Origin of the sequence: Xenorhabdus bovienii (assembly GCF_024721015.1) — a bacterium.
Taxonomy (GTDB): Bacteria; Pseudomonadota; Gammaproteobacteria; order Enterobacterales; family Enterobacteriaceae; genus Xenorhabdus; species Xenorhabdus bovienii.
The window spans coordinates 21,908-40,725 of sequence record NZ_JANAIF010000037.1; the positions used below are offsets into that span (position 1 = coordinate 21,908).

General features: G+C 42.3%; 17 protein-coding genes, 1 tRNA gene and 1 other RNA gene. 10 read left to right on the top strand and 9 right to left on the bottom strand.

What is annotated here, in order from left to right; translation table 11 throughout:
* Positions 1–5: 5 nt before the first annotated feature.
* From NXS07_RS11405 to rssB, 3 genes are all read right to left on the bottom strand, one after another.
* On the bottom strand, positions 6–1,349 hold the full coding sequence (locus NXS07_RS11405) for a UDP-glucose dehydrogenase family protein (protein ID WP_258086771.1): 1,344 nt from the start codon (positions 1,347–1,349) through the stop codon (positions 6–8).
* 24 nt (positions 1,350–1,373) lie between these two features.
* Positions 1,374–2,291, bottom strand: coding sequence for a UTP--glucose-1-phosphate uridylyltransferase GalU (gene galU, locus NXS07_RS11410; RefSeq protein WP_038208622.1), 918 nt, complete (start codon positions 2,289–2,291; stop codon positions 1,374–1,376).
* A 240-nt stretch (positions 2,292–2,531) separates the two neighbouring features.
* Positions 2,532–3,557, bottom strand: a complete 1,026-nt coding sequence (gene rssB, locus NXS07_RS11415; RefSeq protein ID WP_038224738.1) for a two-component system response regulator RssB — start codon at positions 3,555–3,557, stop codon at positions 2,532–2,534.
* Positions 3,558–3,709: 152 nt separating this feature from the next.
* Here rssB and NXS07_RS11420 point away from each other — a divergent pair, with 152 nt between their 5' ends.
* The 4 genes from NXS07_RS11420 to NXS07_RS11435 all read left to right on the top strand — a co-directional run bounded on the left by NXS07_RS11420 (position 3,710) and on the right by NXS07_RS11435 (position 5,561).
* The gene (locus NXS07_RS11420; protein ID WP_038224740.1) at positions 3,710–4,171 is read left to right on the top strand and encodes a YchJ family protein; all 462 of its coding nucleotides are present in this window, start codon (positions 3,710–3,712) and stop codon (positions 4,169–4,171) included.
* Positions 4,172–4,238: 67 nt separating this feature from the next.
* Complete coding sequence (gene purU / locus NXS07_RS11425; protein ID WP_038188923.1) at positions 4,239–5,087, top strand: formyltetrahydrofolate deformylase; 849 nt, start codon at positions 4,239–4,241, stop codon at positions 5,085–5,087.
* A 191-nt stretch (positions 5,088–5,278) separates the two neighbouring features.
* A tRNA-Tyr gene (locus tag NXS07_RS11430) sits at positions 5,279–5,363 on the top strand.
* Between the two features lie 45 nt (positions 5,364–5,408).
* Positions 5,409–5,561: non-coding RNA, RtT sRNA (locus NXS07_RS11435), on the top strand.
* Positions 5,562–5,732: 171 nt separating this feature from the next.
* On the opposite strand, the gene NXS07_RS11440 is transcribed toward NXS07_RS11435, so the two are convergent.
* A complete protein-coding gene (locus tag NXS07_RS11440; protein ID WP_038188925.1) occupies positions 5,733–6,596 on the bottom strand; it encodes a helix-turn-helix domain-containing protein in 864 nt (287 codons plus the stop codon).
* 650 nt (positions 6,597–7,246) lie between these two features.
* Between NXS07_RS11440 and xthA the strand changes: the two genes are divergently transcribed.
* Positions 7,247–8,053: an exodeoxyribonuclease III gene (gene xthA, locus NXS07_RS11445; protein ID WP_258086772.1), complete on the top strand. Its 807-nt coding sequence runs from the start codon at positions 7,247–7,249 to the stop codon at positions 8,051–8,053.
* Positions 8,054–8,113: 60 nt separating this feature from the next.
* Here the strand turns inward: xthA and NXS07_RS11450 are convergent, their stop codons facing one another.
* From NXS07_RS11450 to NXS07_RS11460, 3 genes are read right to left on the bottom strand one after another with little or no spacing between them, the layout of a single operon-like run.
* On the bottom strand, positions 8,114–10,048 hold the full coding sequence (locus tag NXS07_RS11450; RefSeq protein ID WP_258086773.1) for a DNA topoisomerase III: 1,935 nt from the start codon (positions 10,046–10,048) through the stop codon (positions 8,114–8,116).
* Positions 10,049–10,053: 5 nt separating this feature from the next.
* Entirely contained in the window at positions 10,054–11,097 is a 1,044-nt protein-coding gene (gene selD / locus NXS07_RS11455) for a selenide, water dikinase SelD (RefSeq protein ID WP_258086774.1), read from the bottom strand.
* Positions 11,098–11,109: 12 nt separating this feature from the next.
* Entirely contained in the window at positions 11,110–11,661 is a 552-nt protein-coding gene (locus NXS07_RS11460; RefSeq protein WP_038208631.1) for an NAD(P)H nitroreductase, read from the bottom strand.
* A gap of 167 nt (positions 11,662–11,828) precedes the next feature.
* On the opposite strand from NXS07_RS11460, the gene sppA reads away from it, so the two are divergent.
* From sppA to pncA, 3 genes are all read left to right on the top strand, one after another.
* The gene (gene sppA / locus NXS07_RS11465) at positions 11,829–13,739 is read left to right on the top strand and encodes a signal peptide peptidase SppA (protein WP_046336747.1); all 1,911 of its coding nucleotides are present in this window, start codon (positions 11,829–11,831) and stop codon (positions 13,737–13,739) included.
* Positions 13,740–13,849: 110 nt separating this feature from the next.
* A complete protein-coding gene (gene ansA, locus NXS07_RS11470) occupies positions 13,850–14,869 on the top strand; it encodes an asparaginase (protein WP_038218193.1) in 1,020 nt (339 codons plus the stop codon).
* Between the two features lie 23 nt (positions 14,870–14,892).
* Complete coding sequence (gene pncA / locus NXS07_RS11475; protein ID WP_038218195.1) at positions 14,893–15,528, top strand: bifunctional nicotinamidase/pyrazinamidase; 636 nt, start codon at positions 14,893–14,895, stop codon at positions 15,526–15,528.
* A 78-nt stretch (positions 15,529–15,606) separates the two neighbouring features.
* Here the strand turns inward: pncA and NXS07_RS11480 are convergent, their stop codons facing one another.
* Both NXS07_RS11480 and msrB read right to left on the bottom strand, forming a co-directional pair.
* Positions 15,607–15,888 carry a YeaC family protein gene (locus NXS07_RS11480; protein ID WP_038188948.1) on the bottom strand — a complete coding sequence of 94 codons (282 nt, stop codon included), beginning with the start codon at positions 15,886–15,888 and terminating at the stop codon, positions 15,607–15,609.
* 86 nt (positions 15,889–15,974) lie between these two features.
* Positions 15,975–16,388, bottom strand: a complete 414-nt coding sequence (gene msrB, locus NXS07_RS11485) for a peptide-methionine (R)-S-oxide reductase MsrB (protein WP_038218197.1) — start codon at positions 16,386–16,388, stop codon at positions 15,975–15,977.
* Positions 16,389–16,729: 341 nt separating this feature from the next.
* Between msrB and gapA the strand changes: the two genes are divergently transcribed.
* Both gapA and NXS07_RS11495 read left to right on the top strand, forming a co-directional pair.
* Positions 16,730–17,725, top strand: coding sequence for a glyceraldehyde-3-phosphate dehydrogenase (gene gapA / locus NXS07_RS11490; protein ID WP_038192158.1), 996 nt, complete (start codon positions 16,730–16,732; stop codon positions 17,723–17,725).
* 139 nt (positions 17,726–17,864) lie between these two features.
* Positions 17,865–18,737 carry a D-hexose-6-phosphate mutarotase gene (locus tag NXS07_RS11495; protein ID WP_258086775.1) on the top strand — a complete coding sequence of 291 codons (873 nt, stop codon included), beginning with the start codon at positions 17,865–17,867 and terminating at the stop codon, positions 18,735–18,737.
* The last annotated feature ends 81 nt before the right edge of the window (positions 18,738–18,818 follow it).

An 18,818-nucleotide genomic window follows, 5' to 3' on the forward strand; every position in this document is an offset into this window, starting at 1 on the left:
ATAACTCAAACAACTGGATTGATAGAGGCGCCACGACCAATGCCATAGTAAGTGAATCCACGCGATTGCAGGCGTTCTGGATCATAAAGATTGCGCCCATCAAAAATTATTGGCGACTTCATTGAGTCCTTCATTATATCGAAATCAGGCGCTCTGAAGTTCTGCCATTCTGTACAGATAATCAAAGCATCCGCACCTTTTAATGCCGCTTCTTTTGTTCCCATCAGAGAAAGATCATCACGCTGGCCATAAATACGCTGAGCTTCCTGCATAGCTTCTGGATCATATGCCTGCACTTTAGCGCCGCTTTCCCACAATGCTTCCATTAATACGCGACTTGATGCCTCACGCATATCATCCGTATTAGGTTTAAATGATAATCCCCAAATTGCGAATGTTTTACCTGATAAATCATCACCAAAATGGCGTTTAACAAAAGTAGGCAGCTTACTCTTTTGTTTTTCGTTAACCAGTTCCACCGCCTGAAGTATTTTAGGTGTATATCCAATTTGCTCGGAAGTCCGGATTAATGCCTGAACATCTTTCGAGAAACATGAACCACCATATCCGCATCCTGGATAAATGAAATGATAGCCAATACGCGGATCAGAACCTATTCCCTGACGTACATGCTCAATATCAGCCCCTAACATTTCTGCCAAGTTTGCAATTTCATTCATAAAACTGATCTTAGTTGCCAACATGCAGTTAGCTGCATATTTAGTCAACTCTGCACTGCGGATGTCCATGACAATCATACGATCATGATTACGATTAAATGGCTCATACAGTTCGCGCATCACATCAATCACATTGTCATTATCACAGCCAATTATAATACGCTCAGGCCGCATACAGTCAGAAATCGCTGCCCCTTCCTTCAAAAATTCAGGGTTGGAAACAACATCAAATGGAAAATCTGCGCTGCGTTGAGTTAATACCGTTTGCATAACTGCTCTGACTTTATCAGCCGTACCTACAGGTACCGTTGATTTATCAACAACGACTTTGTAGCCATCCATGTTTTCCGCAATAGTACGGGCTACGGCAGTGACATATTGAAGATCTGCTGATCCATCTTCATCAGGAGGCGTTCCTACTGCAATAAACTGTAATTTGCCATGTGCAACACCGGCTTTAGCATCCGTTGTAAAATTCAGGCGCCCTTCCGTATAATTTTTCTTCACAAGCGGCACTAAACCTGGCTCAAAAATAGGGATCTGGCCATTTTTCAGGTTTTCGACTTTTTTTGCATCAACATCGACACAAAGCACATCATGCCCGACTTCGGCAAATACAGTTGCTTGAACCAAGCCCACGTAGCCAATACCAAATACAGTAACTTTCATATCACACCTTAAATTACCAATAGATTATTTTTCGATCTGATTCTGCAATGTCATGATCCAATCCTTGAATGCTGCACCTAAGTCCTTATGCTTCATACCATATTCGACGAATGCCTGCATATAACCCAATTTATTACCACAATCATGACTGCGGCCTTGCAAGTGATAAGCTTCAACGGGTTCTTTTTCCATTAGCATAGCAATGGCATCTGTCAGCTGAATTTCATCTCCTGCACCAGGTGCAGTTTTCGCCAATAATGGCCAGATTTTTTCAGACAACACATAGCGACCAACGATGGAAAGATTCGATGGGGCTTCTTCCGGTTTGGGTTTTTCAACAACACGAACAATAGGTTTGCTGTCACCAGGTTGCAGGTTTTCACCAAGGCAATCAACAACCCCATAATCGGCGACGCTTTCCAAAGGAACGGGTTCAACCAAAATCTGGCTCGCTCCACTGCTATTAAAGCGTGACAACATTTCACTCAAATTATATTTCGACAAATCTGTACTGTATTCATCCAAAATGACATCTGGCAGAATGACAGCAAATGGTTCATCACCAATCAGTGGCTTAGCACATAACACCGCATGGCCCAATCCTTTTGCGATCCCCTGACGGGTTTGCATAATTGTCACATGATTTGGGCAAATTGACTGTACTTCATCTAGCAACTGGCGCTTGACCCTCCTTTCAAGGATCGCTTCCAGCTCAAAACTGGTATCAAAATGGTTTTCTATAGAGTTTTTGGATGAATGTGTAACCAGAATAATTTCATTAATACCCGCCTTAATACATTCATTAACGACATACTGAATAAGTGGTTTATCAACCAGCGGGAGCATTTCTTTAGGAATGGCTTTGGTAGCCGGTAACATCCTTGTTCCCAAACCAGCAACAGGAATAACAGCTTTTTTTACCTTTTTGTTTATAACTGACATTACATTGTCTCCTACGGATTTGTTGTCGCTGAAAAAACGCCTTTCGCAGCTTAAACAATAACACTAACTTTCTGAAAAAACGTATGTGTGAAGAAAATCGCCCGCGTAAACAGGCGTAAAAAATAATGCGCCCGAGTATACCAGCTAAATCAACTAGATTTACAGTGCGCTGGCGTTTAATTACATTCCCATAATTCAATGTGTAATATCGCCTGAGAATGATGCATAAATGCTATAGAATCACTGATAAAATGGTGGGGAAAACATCAGTTTTATTTGATTTTTGTTATTCCATATGCGGCACTGCCAAAGAGAACTATGTTCACATACCTGATGTGAATGAATCATCTTCAACGTACCAAGAGGAATCCCTCTATCCAGCTGCTGCTGATGATTACCAGACTGAATACGCGCACTTAATCCTGCTGATGACATTAAGATGGTTTTATTATGCGTATTGTAATAACCCAATAATAATGGAAGTGGTTCCAAAATCTCCGTATCATTTAATATCCGGTTCACCCAGTTCATGATCTCTTGCATATCTGGCAGACCACTTTTTTTATGAAACTTTCGTTTTTTCAATAAATTATTGAAAACCACTCTCAATAGCAGTGCAGATACAGCACCATTATCTTTCGAATGGCTAATATCCAGACAATAGAAAATCATTTCATGATCAGAAAGTGCTGTGATGTCAAAAACCAAACCCATTTTACCTACTGTATTTAATAAGCGGTAATTTACCCTACAGTTAGCAATAATTTGGGAGACAGGTGGCTGTAGTTGTTGTAATAAACACCAGACTGATTCCGTATTTTGTTTTAGTTTCGACAGTTCCTGAATCAGGCGGTTTTGCTCTATCGTATCAGACATAAATACCTTCGGATGTAAATAATCCAAAGCCATTTTCTTTACCTCATTGAGATTGGCTATCGGCTTTAGCAGAATGTCTTTAGCTCCAAGGCGCAGCACATCATCTATCTCCGTCATCTTATTTGTAGAGGAAACAATAATGATAGGAATAGTCAACCCCTTAATCGCCATATGGCCCATAAATTCAATGCCATCCATAATAGGCATGCTTAAATCGCAGAAAATGAGTTCAGGTTTTATCTCTCTATCAACCGTCTGTAATGCCATTTCTCCATTTGATGCACACATCGTTATCGCACCCAGAGAGTTTAGGTAATCTGTTAATAAGGAGCAAAAAACGGGTTCATCCTCTACAACTAATATCCTCTTACCCTGCAATACCTTTTCCACAACAGTAGCCCCTTACCAAGCATTGCGGCTATTACCCATATTCGGGTATCATCAGCCAATCATAGTCCAATAGGTCATTACTATTTGTACTCTTACATATCTTTGCAGTATCGGTCATATTAACAGCAACTACTTAAACAACCGGAGTTATTTTGACAAAAATATGCCCTTGTGGCAGCGACTCACTTTTCGTACATTGCTGCGGCCCCTATCTTGAAAATCACCACTCCGCTCCAGATGCCGAATCTTTGATGCGTTCCAGATATAGTGCTTATGCAACAAAAAATGCAGATTATCTCATCGCGACCTGGCACCCAGATTGTCAAGCTGAAAGCTGGCGTTCTGAAATAGAACAGAGTTTTGCGGGTGTACAGTGGCTAGGGCTAAATGTGATTGAGACAGTTGAAGGGCAACATAATAACGAATCCTATGTCGAATTTTCAGCCTGCTTTATTGAGCAAGGAAAACAAGATAGGCAATTGGTTCATGAGCGCTCCCGTTTTTTGCGCATTGACCAGCATTGGTTTTATTTAGATGGCATACGTCCCCAAACAGGCCGTAATAGTCCTTGTCCATGTGGTTCAGGCAAAAAATACAAAAAGTGCTGTGGCTAGATCAATATCCAAATATCAAACACAACAACTCACACACAGTGAAGAACATTTAAGGATCATGTAATCCATGCAAAACGCAAACATACAAAAAAAAATCTTGCGTACAATCTGTCCTGATGCCAAAGGATTAATCGCAAAGATCACGAACATTTGCTACAAGCATCAATTGAATATTGTTCAAAATAATGAATTTGTAGATCATCGTACTGGCCGTTTTTTTATGCGCACAGAGCTGGAAGGTATTTTCAATGATGAAACATTTCTAGCCGATCTGGATGATGCCTTGCCTGCGGGTTCAAACCGTGAATTAAATACAGCGGGTCGTCGCCGTATTGTTATCATGGTGACAAAAGAAGCTCATTGTATTGGTGACATCTTGGTGAAAAGCGCTTACGGTGGATTGGATGTCGAAATTGCTGCCGTTATCGGCAACCATACTATCCTGCAACACTTGGTGGAACAATTTGATATTCCGTTCCACTACATTAGTCATGATGGTTTAACCCGAGAACAACATGACGAAGCATTGATGGTTCAAATCGATCAATATAAACCCGATTATGTTGTACTCGCTAAGTATATGCGTGTCTTGACGCCAGCATTTGTTCAGCATTATCCGAACCAAATCATCAACATTCACCATTCATTCTTGCCTGCTTTTATTGGTGCTCGCCCCTATCACCAGGCTTATGAGCGTGGCGTCAAAATAATAGGTGCTACTGCACATTATGTGAATGATAACTTGGATGAAGGCCCAATCATCACACAGGATGTGATAAATGTGGATCATACCTATACTGCCGAGGAAATGAAGCGCGCAGGATTGGATGTTGAAAAAAATGTGCTGAGTCAGGCATTGCACTGGGTCTTTTCTCAGCGGGTTTTTGTGTATGGTAATCGTACTGTCATTCTTTGATAAAAAATAAAGTATTTTTTGTCTGTCAGGGGCTTATTGCTGTTGATGATCTGACCTGATGGAATGGGATTTGAGCATCAAGTTTAAAAAAACAGCATTTGATACTTTATTTTCAATTATCTACTTTACAGCGGCGGCTTATCTGATATTATGCCGTCCGCTGTCAACGATAGCATACAATTAAAAAATTTGGTGGGGTTCCCGAGCGGCCAAAGGGAGCAGACTGTAAATCTGCCGTCACAGACTTCGAAGGTTCGAATCCTTCCCCCACCACCATCCATCAAAGAAATACTCTTAATCTCCAATAAATCCAAAATTCAATAAATTCCCACTTTGAGTAAGACAAAAACCTCCGATCAAGGTTCGAATTGAGCACAGCGAAATAACAATATGTGAAGTAAGATAACAATGTGCGAAACGCGTTGATCCGTAGGAAGGGGAAAGAAGTGATGAATTATCCTTCCCCCACACCATCAAATAGATGTTCTGTTACTTTCATCAACTGCCACAATCAACAGGTGTCAGCATGGGGAAAGAACAAGTAATTCGCTCAAAGAGCAGATGAATATTACAAAATTAGCGTGTTTGAATAAGCACCAAGAGCGGAGCTTGGGTATGGCATTTCGCTCCGCTTATGCAATCTGATTACTCCATATCGCTGACAGAGTCTATAAAGCGATTTAACACGCTTGAATGAGATTTTGATTTGTAGACATAACACTGATTAACTGCATCAGTTCGTGATATTGGAATGAAGCCTAAGCTTTCTCCCTCTTCCAATGCACCAGAGTGGGAATCTGTAATAAAGATATAATCTGTTGACTGAATAAAATTAAGACAGCACTCGATACTATCCATTTGCCGTATATTGACTTTCTCTCCATTCCTTATCATCTCTTCTTCTAAATTCTTTATCAAATTACCTTTATAGAGTACTGGATCACATAACCATGTTCTCTTTTTCAGCAATTGAGTAAAGTCGCCATGAACCTCATCCAATAATTCTTTACGGCAGCAGATCCCTAAATTTGGCCCTTCAATTTTTCGGACAAGGCTGAATCGATCACTGAGTACTTTTTCTGAACTTAAAATTATCGTATTGCCCTCATAGTCAACTATTTCATCGATGTTATCATAACTGAAGCGTAATATATTAACCTGAGCATTATTTCTGTCTGCTGCTTTATAAAGCGAAATTAGATGCTTTTTCTTACCCCAATCATGGTATATATTTACAACATTACAAATACTCCCGCTGATGTGTTTCTTTGTAATTTCTTTCTCTTTCAAATAGAGTTCTTTTAGGTCATTATATAGCTCCACTCCGTCTTTGGTCAGAATCATCCCAAACTTCTCCCTTTTAAATAAGCGCTTTCCTAACGTCGCTTCGAAGTCTTTAATTGATTTAGCGACTGGGGGAGTCGTACGGTTCATCACTCTTGCCGCTTTGCTTAAAGAACCCATTTCCACCACCGCCATGAATGCTTCTAATTTACGAGAAAAAAACATAATTCACCGTTCCTATGTAACTTGTGGCTAAAATAATTTCCTTGAAATGGCCTTCTCATCAGGTAACCGCTAAATCAAACTTGATATTATGAAGGTATAATTTTGTACAATAAAAACAAATGTTTTTCAAATGGCATTTATATAAAAATACCAGTCCCTGATGCAATAATGCGGTTTAGATGAACTATATTATTCATCTATATCATGATGAATATTCCACCGTGATTGTAAGCCATTAATAAATATAAGCATGACCTACACGTTTAATTTTCTATCAGAGATTGATTAACTCTTCTACTTTTTCATTAATTATTTTTTGTAATGCGTGACACAAAATAAATTTATAAAATAAAAATACTTGCAAAAATTATAATATCGAATGTTTAATATAACCCATTATAACTAACATACCGTTATTTATTCATTAATTTACCACTTATTAATTCTATGGTTTTCATTATTTAAAAACGATTACTCACTCAAAATTTCAGGTAATGAGAGTATTATATTCAGTATAGTATGACATATAGGAGTAAAATAGCTAAATATCCAAGTAATCAGCTAAAAATTATTATTTAATAAGTAGTTACATTCTTATTTATATCTGTTAACATTGAAAAACAGCTTATTCTAAAGGTGATTATAACGATATGAAATTTGTCTCATTCAATATTAATGGCCTGCGGGCGCGTCCTCACCAACTTGCTGCCATCGTTGAACAGCACCAACCAGATGTTATCGGATTGCAGGAAACAAAAGTTCATGATGAAATGTTTCCTTTAGAAGAAGTTAGCAAGCTTGGTTACCACATCTTCTATCACGGCCAGAAATCCCACTACGGTGTTGCCCTGCTCACCCGTCAGCAACCCGTTGCTGTTCGTAAAGGCTTTCCTACTGATGATGATGAAGCACAGAGGCGCATCATTATGGCTGATATCGAAACGCCGCAAGGCTTATTGACCATAATCAACGGGTATTTTCCTCAAGGCGAAAGCCGTGAACATCCGGTTAAATTTCCGGCAAAAGAGAGATTTTATCAGGATCTGAATCGCTATCTGGAAAAAAACCAATCTCCAGATTCACATATTCTCATTATGGGTGATATGAATATCAGCCCAACTGATCTCGATATTGGGATCGGAGAAAATAATCAGAAACGCTGGTTAAAAACAGGGAAGTGTTCTTTTTTACCGGAAGAAAGAGAATGGATGGGCCGTCTTAAAGACTGGGGCTTAATCGACACATTCCGGGCACAGCATCCAGAAGCCAGCAACCAGTTCTCTTGGTTTGACTATCGCTCAAAAGGGTTTGATGATAATCGAGGGCTGCGCATTGATTTACTGCTTGCCAGCCGCCCATTGGCAGAACGGTGCCTCTCTTCTGGCATAGATTACGCTATCCGCAGCATGGAAAAATCCTCTGACCATGCACCGGTCTGGGCAGAGTTTAGAATATAATTTTCAAACATGAAACACAGCACCTTCAATGACGGTGCTGTGTTATCATTTCGGTTACTCTTATTCCGTTTTATTCACTTTTTCTTTGCCCTTTTTTACCTGTTTTGTTTTTCCTTTTTTGCCTTTTGCGGGAACAGGAGGCAAGTCCCTAAAAGCTTTCAAGTTTCGATACTGTTTCGCCTGCCCGATTAACTGCTGTAACGTTTCCTGAAGGGGCAGCATAAAATCCTGATAACGAAACTGTTTTTCACTGATTTGCGTTAATCTGGATTCCCAATGTGCAGTCATATCCGGTAATACAGCCATATCCGGCAATACATGAATAAGTGCTCGTCCAGCAGGCGTAGCATGAATATTACGCCCTTTTTTGTACAAGAATTCTCGCTTGAACAGCAGTTCAATAATACCGGCCCTTGTTGCCTCTGTACCTAATCCATCCGTCGCACGTAGCACCTTCTTCAGTGATTTATCCTGTACAAATCGTGCAATACCTGTCATAGCGGATAGTAAAGTCGCATCGCTAAAAGGGCGCGGCGGTTGAGTCTGCCTTTCCACCACTTCCCCTTTTTCACACAAAAGCTCATCCCCCTTGGCAACAACAGGCAATGGAGTGCCTTCATTCTCCTCATCCCGCTCCTTGTTGCCAAGAAGAGTTCTCCAACCTGCTTCGGCCAGAAAACGCGCTTTAGCAAGGAATTTGCCACCCGCAATATCAAGTTCAATCGTGCATTTACGGAATACCGCATCTGGTAAAAACTGCATCAGATACTGTCTGGCAATCAAACCATAAATTTGCCTTTCATTCTCTGTCAAATTGACTTGTCTGCTTCGAGCAGTAGGAACAATCGCGTGGTGCGCATCAACTTTCTTATCATCCCAGCAACGGTTCTTCTTATCACTCTCCAGTGCATCCTGCGGAAGTAAATCAGAAGAATGAATCGAGATGGCATTCAAGACAGCATGACGCCCGACGAAATGTTCTTCAGGCAAATAACGGCAATCAGAACGCGGATAGGTGATCAGTTTATGGGTTTCATAAAGTCGCTGGCAGATATCCAGTACATTCTGAGCACTTAAACCAAAACGCTTGGCCGCTTCAATCTGCAAGGAAGAAAGAGAAAATGGCAACGGTGCCGTTTCTGATTCCCGCTTATCCTGATAGGCAGTAACATAAGCAGGCTGTCCCGTAATACGAGCCACTACATGCTCTGCCAATGGCTGGTGTATGAGCCGCCCTTCTTCATCTTGAAAATCAATGCAGGATTCACTAGGCTGCCATAAGGTCGTAAATCGTTCCTCGTTTGGCGTAACAATGTGCGCCTTAACTTCAAAGAAATCTTTCGGCACAAAGTGCTCTATTTCCTCGTCACGACGAACAACCAACCCCAAAACCGGTGTCTGGACACGTCCGACAGATAACACTCCCTGATAGCCAGCATTCTGTCCCAATAATGTATAAGCACGAGTCATGTTAATGCCATAGAGCCAGTCGGCTCTGGCTCTGGCGAGTGCAGAAACACACAGAGGGATGAATTCCCGGTTACTCCTCAGACGTTCAATCGCCTTGATTACCGCCTGGGGGTTCAGGTCATTAATCAGACAGCGCTGGACGTTCTGTTTTTTATCATCCCTAAGGCTCAGAAAATCCAGCACTTCGTCCACCAGTAACTGCCCTTCGCGATCAGGGTCACCTGCGTGGATAACTTCGTCCGCTTTTTCCAGAAGGGATTTAATCGTGTTAAGTTGTTTAGCCACAGCAACCCGTGGCTTCAACTGCCATTTTTCAGGAATGATTGGTAAATCAGACAAGACCCAACGCGCATAACGGCTATCGTAGGCATCTGGCTCGGCCTGCTCCAATAGATGGCCTACGCACCAAGTCACGAATTGGTTGTTACCGCATTCGATAAACCCATCCCCCCGACGATGGGGTTTAGGCAAAACATCTGCAATAGCTCGCGCGAGGCTAGGTTTTTCTGCAATAAAAAGACGCATGGAATTTATTCAATAACTTCAATCAATGCCCTGTCTGAGCGTGGTTCAGTCAGTTCACCAATGGCAATCAAATCAATGTTGTGGCTTCGTGCAATGGCCTTCGCCTCTTCCACGGCATCTGGCAGTACTGCCAGCAATAAACCACCCGAAGTTTGTGGATCACACAAGAGATGGCGCTGACGTGCTGTCAGTTCCCCAATCAAGTGTCCATAACTGTCAAAGTTGCGCCCTGTTCCTCCGGGTACGCAGCCTTTTTCAATATAGTCATCAACATCTGGCAATCTTGGGACTTGTGAAAAGTTGACCGTTGCCTGAACGCCGGAACCCTCACAGATTTCCCCCAGATGCCCAAGTAAGCCAAAACCCGTGACATCTGTCATTGCTGTAACGCCATCGATACCAGCGAAATCTGCACCTGCCTTATTTAGCTGGCACATCGTTTCTTTTGCAATACCTTGATGCCCGGGTTGAAGTAGTCCTTTCTTCTCAGCAGTAGTCAATACCCCAATACCTAAAGGTTTAGTCAGGAACAAAATGCTTCCCGCTTTTGCCTGACTATTGCGTTTCACACGATCGATATTAATGATACCCGTCACGGCCAAGCCAAAAATAGGTTCAGGCGCATCAATCGAGTGCCCACCAGCAAGAGAAATGCCAGCCTCTTTACATACGGCCCGGCCTCCTTCAATAACTTTTTGCGCGATTTCTGGGGATAATTTAGCAATTGGCCAGCCCAAAATTGCAATCGCCATGATGGGCTTTCCCCCCATCGCATAGATATCACTGATGGCATTAGTGGCCGCAATGCGACCAAAATCAAATGGATCATCAACAATCGGCATGAAAAAATCCGTAGTACTGATGATGCCGGTACCATTGCCGATATCGTATACGGCAGCATCGTCACGTGTTTCGTTTCCAACCAATAGATTTGGGTCAAAAAATTTTGCCTGCTCACCGTGCAGAATAGCTTCCAACACTTTTGGCGAAATTTTACAGCCACATCCAGCACCATGGCTATACTGAGTCAGACGGATTTCAGTTGACATAGCTGGCTCCACTTAGAAATAACTAACAAAGTTAGTTAAATCTGGTAATGCTACTTTTTCTGGTGCTTTGAGTACCGGTGTTCCCAAGTAGAGGAACCCGACGATTTTATCATTCTCTCCACATCCCAGACCTGCTTTGACAACTGGATCTTCTGTCCATGATCCTGAACGCCATATTCCACCAAACCCCTGAGCCACAGCCGCCATTTGCATGGCATGAACCGCACAGCCAGCCGCTACGATTTGTTCCCATGCAGGTATTTTCGTATTCTCAACAACTTTGGCAATAACAGTGATAATCATGGGTGCACGATAAGGTGCATTTCTCGCTTTTTCCTCAATTTCTTGGCCCAAAGCATTCTCAATCGCCGATTTTTCCAACAATTTACTGAATTTATCAATACCCTCGCCCTGCATGACGACAAAATGCCAAGGACGCAATGCCCCATGATCTGGCGCTCTCATCCCTGCCGCCAGAATATACTCCAGCTCATTTCCTTCGGGGGCGGGCGTGGTTAAACGTGAAGCTGAACGACGATTCAACAAAAGTTCCAAAGCATTCATAATTTCCTCCTGAATAAGATAATTTGTCACGGCTCAACATTCTCTGTTTAATCGTTACTAAATGAAAGTACAGAAACTACTTTTTCAGTCATTCCTGTGATTTCCGGCTGACATTTACGGATTAGCTGATTAGGATAACCCTATTTGCTCTCATACTTGGAGACGACATGCGTACTTTATGGAAGTTTATAGCAGCATTATTTAAATGGAGTTGGAAACTGCTAAATTTCGCTCGCCAACTTATTTCAAATCTGATTTTTATCCTACTAGTGATTGTAGTAGCTACTGGCATTCTGGTTTATCAGCAACAATCCAAATCTGGCGATGATTATCGTGGAGCCTTATATGTCGATCTGTCTGGCATTGTTGTGGATCAAGTCTCCGCCCGTAGTCCATTAGATCAATTTGGGCGGGATCTTATCGGTGCATCCAGTAGTAGCTCGCAGGAAACGTCTCTGTTCGACATTGTTGACAGTATTCGACGGGCAAAACATGACGCTAAAATTACTGGTATGGTATTAAAACTAGATAATTTTCTCGGCGCCGATCAGCCTTCCATGCAATATATTGGCAAGGCCATCAACGAGTTTAAGGCAGCGGGTAAAACCGTTATCGCCATCAGTGATAATTATAGCCAACCACAATATTATTTAGCCAGCTATGCCAATAAAGTATACCTTTCTCCACAGGGAGCCGTGTCCCTTCATGGTTTCTCAACTAATCATCTGTATTACAAGTCATTATTGGACAGTCTGAAAGTTTCCACCCATATTTTCCGTGTCGGCACATATAAATCAGCGGTAGAGCCAATGACACGGGACAATATGTCCGAAGAAGCACGTCAAGCAGATAGCCTCTGGCTTAATGAACTTTGGAACAATTACCGCAATACGATTGCAGTTAACAGAAAAATCCCTGCCGATAAAGTGCTGCCGGAACCTATCCAGTTTATTGAAAAACTCCGTCAAACTGGTGGAGATAGTGCACTGTATGCTGCAAAAAATAAGTTAGTTGACGAAATTAAACCTCGGAATGTCATTGAAACAGAATTAAGCAACAAATTTGGTTGGGATGAAAAAAACAAACATTTCAATTATATCAGCCTCTATGATTATATCGCACAGCAGCCAATCAAAAATTCTGATCAAAGCAATAGCAACATTGCCGTAATTATTGCCGAAGGTGCAATCATGGATGGCAGACAATCAGAAGGCATAGCGGGCGGTGATACCATAGCGGAACAACTTCGTGAAGCACGCCTGAATCCAAATATAAAAGCCATTGTGTTACGCGTGAACAGCCCCGGGGGTAGTATCAGTGCATCTGAACTTATCCGCAGTGAACTCGTCGCTATCCGTGAAGGCACAACAGTAAAAGATAAAGAAGGTCGTACTGTTAAAGAAAATCAAAAACCGATTGTTGTGTCCATGGGAGGACTTGCTGCCTCAGGGGGCTATTGGATTTCAACCCCAGCTAACTACATCATCGCTGACAAAAATACGCTGACAGGCTCTATCGGTGTTTTTGGTGTTCTCAATACTTATGAAAAAGGCTTAAATTATCTTGGTGTGAATACAGACGGTATTTCAACGCATCCGTTGGCAGATATTTCAGTAACCAAAGGAATAAACCCTATGTTTTCTGATGTCATGCAACTGTCTATTGAAAGTGGCTATCATAAATTTATCGAACTGGTCGCACAATCTCGCCAGAAGACACCGAATGAAATTAAAGAAATCGCTCAGGGTCGAGTCTGGAGTGGCAGTGATGCCAAGAAGAATGGTCTGGTCGATCAGTTAGGTGACTTTGATGATGCAGTCAATAAAGCTGCTCAATTAGCTGGTATCAAAACAGTATCATTGAATTGGATGCAACCAGAACTCTCATTCTCTGAAAAACTCATGCTGGAGTTTTCCTCATCAGCACAAACACTGCTGCCAAATGCCCTGCAATCAATGTTGCCGGCTCCGATTGCCCAAATTGCGCAAGATATGAAACAACAAGCTGTATTTTATAACCGCATGAATGATCCTCAGAATATCTATACGTTCTGCCTGAACTGTGCGGATATCCGCTAAAAATAACGTTAGACAATATCATCGAATTTAAAGCCTGATCCTTACATCAGGCTTTTTTTATTCCATATACTCCCTATAATCCGGCTGAGTATTTTTATTGAGGCGTTAACATGCAGAAGAAATCTATTTACGTTGTTTACACTGGTGGCACAATTGGGATGCAGCGCTCCCCTAATGGCTACATCCCTGTCTCTGGTCATTTACAACGACAACTCGCGCAGATGCCAGAGTTTCATCGTCCAGAAATGCCAACCTTTACCATCCGTGAACACCAGCCTCTGATTGATTCTTCTGATATGAGTCCAAACGACTGGGGAATTATCGCCAACGATATCTACCAGAATTACCACTACTACGATGGCTTTGTGATCCTGCATGGTACGGATACTATGGCTTTTACCGCGTCAGCACTCTCTTTCATGTTTGAAAATCTTAAAAAACCTGTGATCGTGACAGGGTCACAAATTCCACTGGAAGCTCTACGTTCTGATGGTCAGACAAATTTGCTTAATGCACTGTATCTAGCTGCTAACTATCCCATCAACGAAGTCGGCTTATTTTTCAGCAATAAACTGTTTCGCGGGAATCGAACAATTAAAGCCCATGCCGATGGCTTTGAGGCCTTCACATCCCCCAACTGTCAGCCACTGATCGAAGCAGGGATCAACATCCGTACGTTCAATACAAGCCCGATACCTGCCAGTCATGATGAGTTTACCGTACACCAGATTACATCACAGCCTATTGGTGTTGTGACTATCTATCCGGGATTATCCAGCCAAGTTGTTGAAAATATCCTGATGCAACCCGTCAAGGCACTGATATTGCGCTCCTATGGTGTTGGTAATGCCCCACAGCACGCTGATTTATTGAAGATCTTAAGGGAAGCGACTGAACGGGGTATTATCGTGGTCAATTTAACACAATGTATTTCTGGGCGAGTCAACATGGAAGGTTATGCAACCGGCCACGCTCTGGCTACATCAGGTGTAATCAGTGGCTATGACATGACTTTTGAAGCCACCCTGACCAAATTGCACTATTTATTGAGCCAGTCCTATGAATCCGAAGAGATCCGCCACCTTATGCAACAGAATCTACGTGGCGAATTGAGCTATTCAGATGAATAATAGAAAAAGAAATCGGAGGTATAATGAAAACAGCACTATTACTTATCGACCTGCAAAATGATTTCTGTTCGGGAGGAGCACTGGCAGTCAAAGAGAGTGAAGAGATCATCGCAATAGCGAATAAGGCCATCAGCCTCTGCCAGAAAAACAATATCACTGTTATCGCAAGTCAGGACTGGCATCCCGCCAATCATATGAGTTTTGCAGTTAATGCCAGTCAGCCTGTTGGAGAATCTGGGCTGCTCAATGGCATTCCTCAAATATGGTGGCCCGTTCATTGTGTACAAGGGCAATTCGGCGCAGATTTTCATCCTGCGTTGAATCAATCCGCTATCCAAGAAATTTTCCGTAAGGGTGAAAATCCGCAGATAGACAGCTACAGTGCCTTCTTTGATAATGACCATAAGAACGCAACCCGACTGCATGGGTGGCTAGCGGATCAAAATATTCAACGACTGATTGTGTTGGGTATTGCTACGGATTACTGCGTAAAATTTACAGTACTGGATGCACTGGAACAAGGCTATGAAACCTACGTGATTACTGATGGTTGTCGTGGGGTCAATCTTCAGGATGATGACAGCCTGAAGGCATTTAAGGAAATGGCAACTAAAGGCGCTAAACTAATCCCACTGCATGAAATAACAACACTTTCTTAAACCGACAGCCAATACTTCTGGACATAATATTCCAGAACATAACCTCGTCGAATCACTGCACAAGACGAGGTTATTTCCTCATTCTTCTGGCTGTGGTTTTAGTTTCACGACCATTTCTGACTGGAACATGGCCTTCAACTCTTGTTTGCTTTTTATGGTAATTTGGCCATCCGTACCAATCGTCATGTGTTCAGGATCGTGATTATGCTTGGCTTGCCAAAGCATCACCATCTGTAAACTGTGCTCTTTCTGTTCCGGCGTTAGCGGTACACCATCCTGCCACTTGCCTAATTCAACAGCCTGAACCAATCTCTGATAAATTTCAGGTGTCATGGCGGAGAGTAAATCATCCAACTTCATCGATATTTCCTTACGGCTACGTACATTATGCTGAATCGTTTTTTCTCTAATTACTGTTTTGTCAAAAAACAGGCCCAGTAACGAAACTAACCTTCTGTTTCATCCCCAGTTTCCTCGTCAATGAAGCGCAGTGCCGCAGAATTGATGCAAAAGCGCTCTCCTGTCGGTTTGGGGCCATCGGGAAAAACATGTCCTAAGTGTGCCTGGCAGTGACTGCAACGCACTTCTATTCGATGCATGTTGTGAGAATAATCATCAAGACAATTGATGGATTTATCATTGAACGGCTGGTAAAAGCTTGGCCATCCACAGCCAGAATCAAATTTAGTGTCAGAAACAAATAATGGCTGACGGCAGCACAGGCAGTGGTAAATGCCACTTTTTTTGTTATGCAGCAGTTTTCCTGAAAATGGCGGTTCGGTTCCTGCTTTTTGCGTAACATAGCGCTGAACTTCACTAAGCTGTTCTATAGAAAGGGAAATATTTTTAGTTTTAGCCATAGCGACCACCTTTTAAGGCCAATATTTTCAATAAAAAAGCATCGAAAACAACAAAAAATCAACATCAAAATGTTGAGAAGCATTCTAACCCATTCAACATCGCAATTTGCTCTACTAATTGTGATAAGTCTCACATATCTAACCGATGGTAACTTTAAATATCTACTTATGCCCCGATAATGGAAGGCGTAGAGTTGTCTTGGCTGTCTAACAAGCGTTCAGATAGTAATTTCTAAATTGATTTTTTTCAATTGTTGACACGATTCCGCTTGACGGTTGACAAGATTTTGGTAACTTTAGAAACAACTTTTAATTCACTAAAAAATAGCTGGTGGAATACTATGACTATCAAAGTAGGTATTAACGGTTTTGGTCGTATCGGCCGTATTGTTTTCCGTGCCGCACAAGAGCGTTCAGACATCGAAATCGTTGCTATCAATGATCTGCTGGATGCAGAGTACATGGCTTACATGCTGAAATACGATTCAACCCATGGCCGCTTCAACGGTACTGTTGAAGTTAAAGATGGTCAGCTGGTTGTTAACGGCAAAACTATCCGCGTTACATCTGAAAGAGACCCAGCTAACCTGAAATGGAACGAAGTGGGTGTTGATGTTGTTGCGGAAGCAACCGGTATTTTCCTGACCGACGAAACTGCACGTAAGCACATCGCTGCCGGCGCGAAAAAAGTTGTTCTGACTGGCCCATCCAAAGACGACACGCCAATGTTCGTTATGGGTGTCAACCACAATGCCTATGCAGGTCAAGAGATCGTTTCCAACGCATCTTGCACAACCAACTGCCTTGCTCCACTGGCTAAAGTTATCAATGACAAATTCGGTATCGTTGAAGGTCTGATGACCACTGTTCACGCAACAACTGCAACTCAGAAAACTGTTGATGGCCCATCAGCAAAAGACTGGCGTGGTGGCCGTGGTGCAGCACAGAACATCATCCCATCTTCTACTGGTGCCGCGAAAGCTGTAGGTAAAGTTATCCCAGAACTGAACGGCAAACTGACGGGTATGTCTTTCCGTGTTCCTACTCCTAACGTTTCTGTTGTTGACCTGACTGCTCGTTTGGCTAAGCCAGCAACTTACAAAGAAATCTGTGATGCAATTAAAGAAGCCTCAGAAGGCGAACTGAAAGGCATTCTGGGTTACACCGAAGATGATGTTGTTTCCACTGATTTCAACGGCGAAAAACTGACTTCTGTATTTGATGCAAAAGCAGGTATTGCGCTGAACGATAACTTTGTGAAACTAGTTTCTTGGTATGATAACGAAACGGGTTACTCTAATAAAGTTCTGGATCTGGTTGCTCATATCTCTAAATAATTGAATAGCATCTGCGTTCATAAAGCCACCTTAAGCAGGTGGCTTTATTTTTTATCTATTCCGATTTATCTCTTAAAAACATTGAGCTATTCTTGCTCCTAGTCAACCGCCAACTCAGGTTTACATAAGGTCATGACAGATGCTTGATAAAATTTTCTCATTACCGGTTGTAGAACAAATATCTCCTTATATCAGTCAGCGAAATATTGAAGGATTTCCGCTGATTGTTGTTTCACACCCTAAAGTGCGCGGCGCAATCAGTATTCAGGGTGCACATCTTATTACATGGCAGCCCAGTGGCGAAAAACCTGTATTATGGTTAAGCGATAACACTGAATTTAATACAGGTACAGCCATTCGTGGTGGCATTCCCATTTGCTGGCCTTGGTTTGGCTCGACAAGCGCTCCCAGTCACGGTTTTGCACGGATCTTACCTTGGGAATTCAGGGCACACCATGAAAATGAAAACGGCGTGATCTTGACATTTACGCTACAAGATAACGCCGATACACATAAGTTATGGTCACACGAGTTCACACTCATTGCCCGTTTTAAGTTAGGGGAAACCTGCGAAATAGAGCTGGAGTCTCACGGAGAATATCAAGCAACATGTGCGCTCCACTCTTACTTCAATATCAGTGATGTCAATCAAATCTGTGTCAGCGGGCTTGGTGCTCATTTTATCGATACCGTTGCCGATAAAAAACAGTACGTTCACGAAGATCTGACTTTTAAAGGACGAATTGACCGTATTTATACTGAACCAGAAGATTTCAGCCTACTCAGTGATACACCGTGGAAACGAACTATTGAAATTCACCATTATCACCATAGTGATGTAGTTTGCTGGAATCCCGGTGCCGAACTTTCCAGCAGTATGAAAGATATGAGTAAAGAAGGTTATAAGAATATGGTTTGCATCGAAACTGCACGTATCAATTCCCCACAGCTATCCAGAAATAACAACCCTGCCAGACTTTCTGTGGTTATCCGTTGCCGCAAAAATCCTTGATGGAACTTAACTACCACCTACTGAAGTAGGTGGGTTAGCGCACTTCGGTGCCGACGACTGAAAGTCGTCGAACCACGCACC

What these genes read in the sequence shown, in the direction of transcription:
- msrB (WP_038218197.1), bottom strand. Translation starts at nt 16,388, where the DNA reads ATGGCTAAAACTAAAAATATTTCCCTTTCTATAGAACAGCTTAGTGAA.
- ansA (WP_038218193.1), top strand. Translation starts at nt 13,850, where the DNA reads ATGCAGAAGAAATCTATTTACGTTGTTTACACTGGTGGCACAATTGGG.
- pncA (WP_038218195.1), top strand. Translation starts at nt 14,893, where the DNA reads ATGAAAACAGCACTATTACTTATCGACCTGCAAAATGATTTCTGTTCG.
- NXS07_RS11480 (WP_038188948.1), bottom strand. Translation starts at nt 15,888, where the DNA reads ATGAAGTTGGATGATTTACTCTCCGCCATGACACCTGAAATTTATCAG.
- NXS07_RS11405 (WP_258086771.1), bottom strand. Translation starts at nt 1,349, where the DNA reads ATGAAAGTTACTGTATTTGGTATTGGCTACGTGGGCTTGGTTCAAGCA.
- xthA (WP_258086772.1), top strand. Translation starts at nt 7,247, where the DNA reads ATGAAATTTGTCTCATTCAATATTAATGGCCTGCGGGCGCGTCCTCAC.
- NXS07_RS11450 (WP_258086773.1), bottom strand. Translation starts at nt 10,048, where the DNA reads ATGCGTCTTTTTATTGCAGAAAAACCTAGCCTCGCGCGAGCTATTGCA.
- gapA (WP_038192158.1), top strand. Translation starts at nt 16,730, where the DNA reads ATGACTATCAAAGTAGGTATTAACGGTTTTGGTCGTATCGGCCGTATT.
- selD (WP_258086774.1), bottom strand. Translation starts at nt 11,097, where the DNA reads ATGTCAACTGAAATCCGTCTGACTCAGTATAGCCATGGTGCTGGATGT.
- NXS07_RS11440 (WP_038188925.1), bottom strand. Translation starts at nt 6,596, where the DNA reads ATGTTTTTTTCTCGTAAATTAGAAGCATTCATGGCGGTGGTGGAAATG.
- purU (WP_038188923.1), top strand. Translation starts at nt 4,239, where the DNA reads ATGCAAAACGCAAACATACAAAAAAAAATCTTGCGTACAATCTGTCCT.
- sppA (WP_046336747.1), top strand. Translation starts at nt 11,829, where the DNA reads ATGCGTACTTTATGGAAGTTTATAGCAGCATTATTTAAATGGAGTTGG.
- NXS07_RS11460 (WP_038208631.1), bottom strand. Translation starts at nt 11,661, where the DNA reads ATGAATGCTTTGGAACTTTTGTTGAATCGTCGTTCAGCTTCACGTTTA.
- galU (WP_038208622.1), bottom strand. Translation starts at nt 2,291, where the DNA reads ATGTCAGTTATAAACAAAAAGGTAAAAAAAGCTGTTATTCCTGTTGCT.
- NXS07_RS11495 (WP_258086775.1), top strand. Translation starts at nt 17,865, where the DNA reads ATGCTTGATAAAATTTTCTCATTACCGGTTGTAGAACAAATATCTCCT.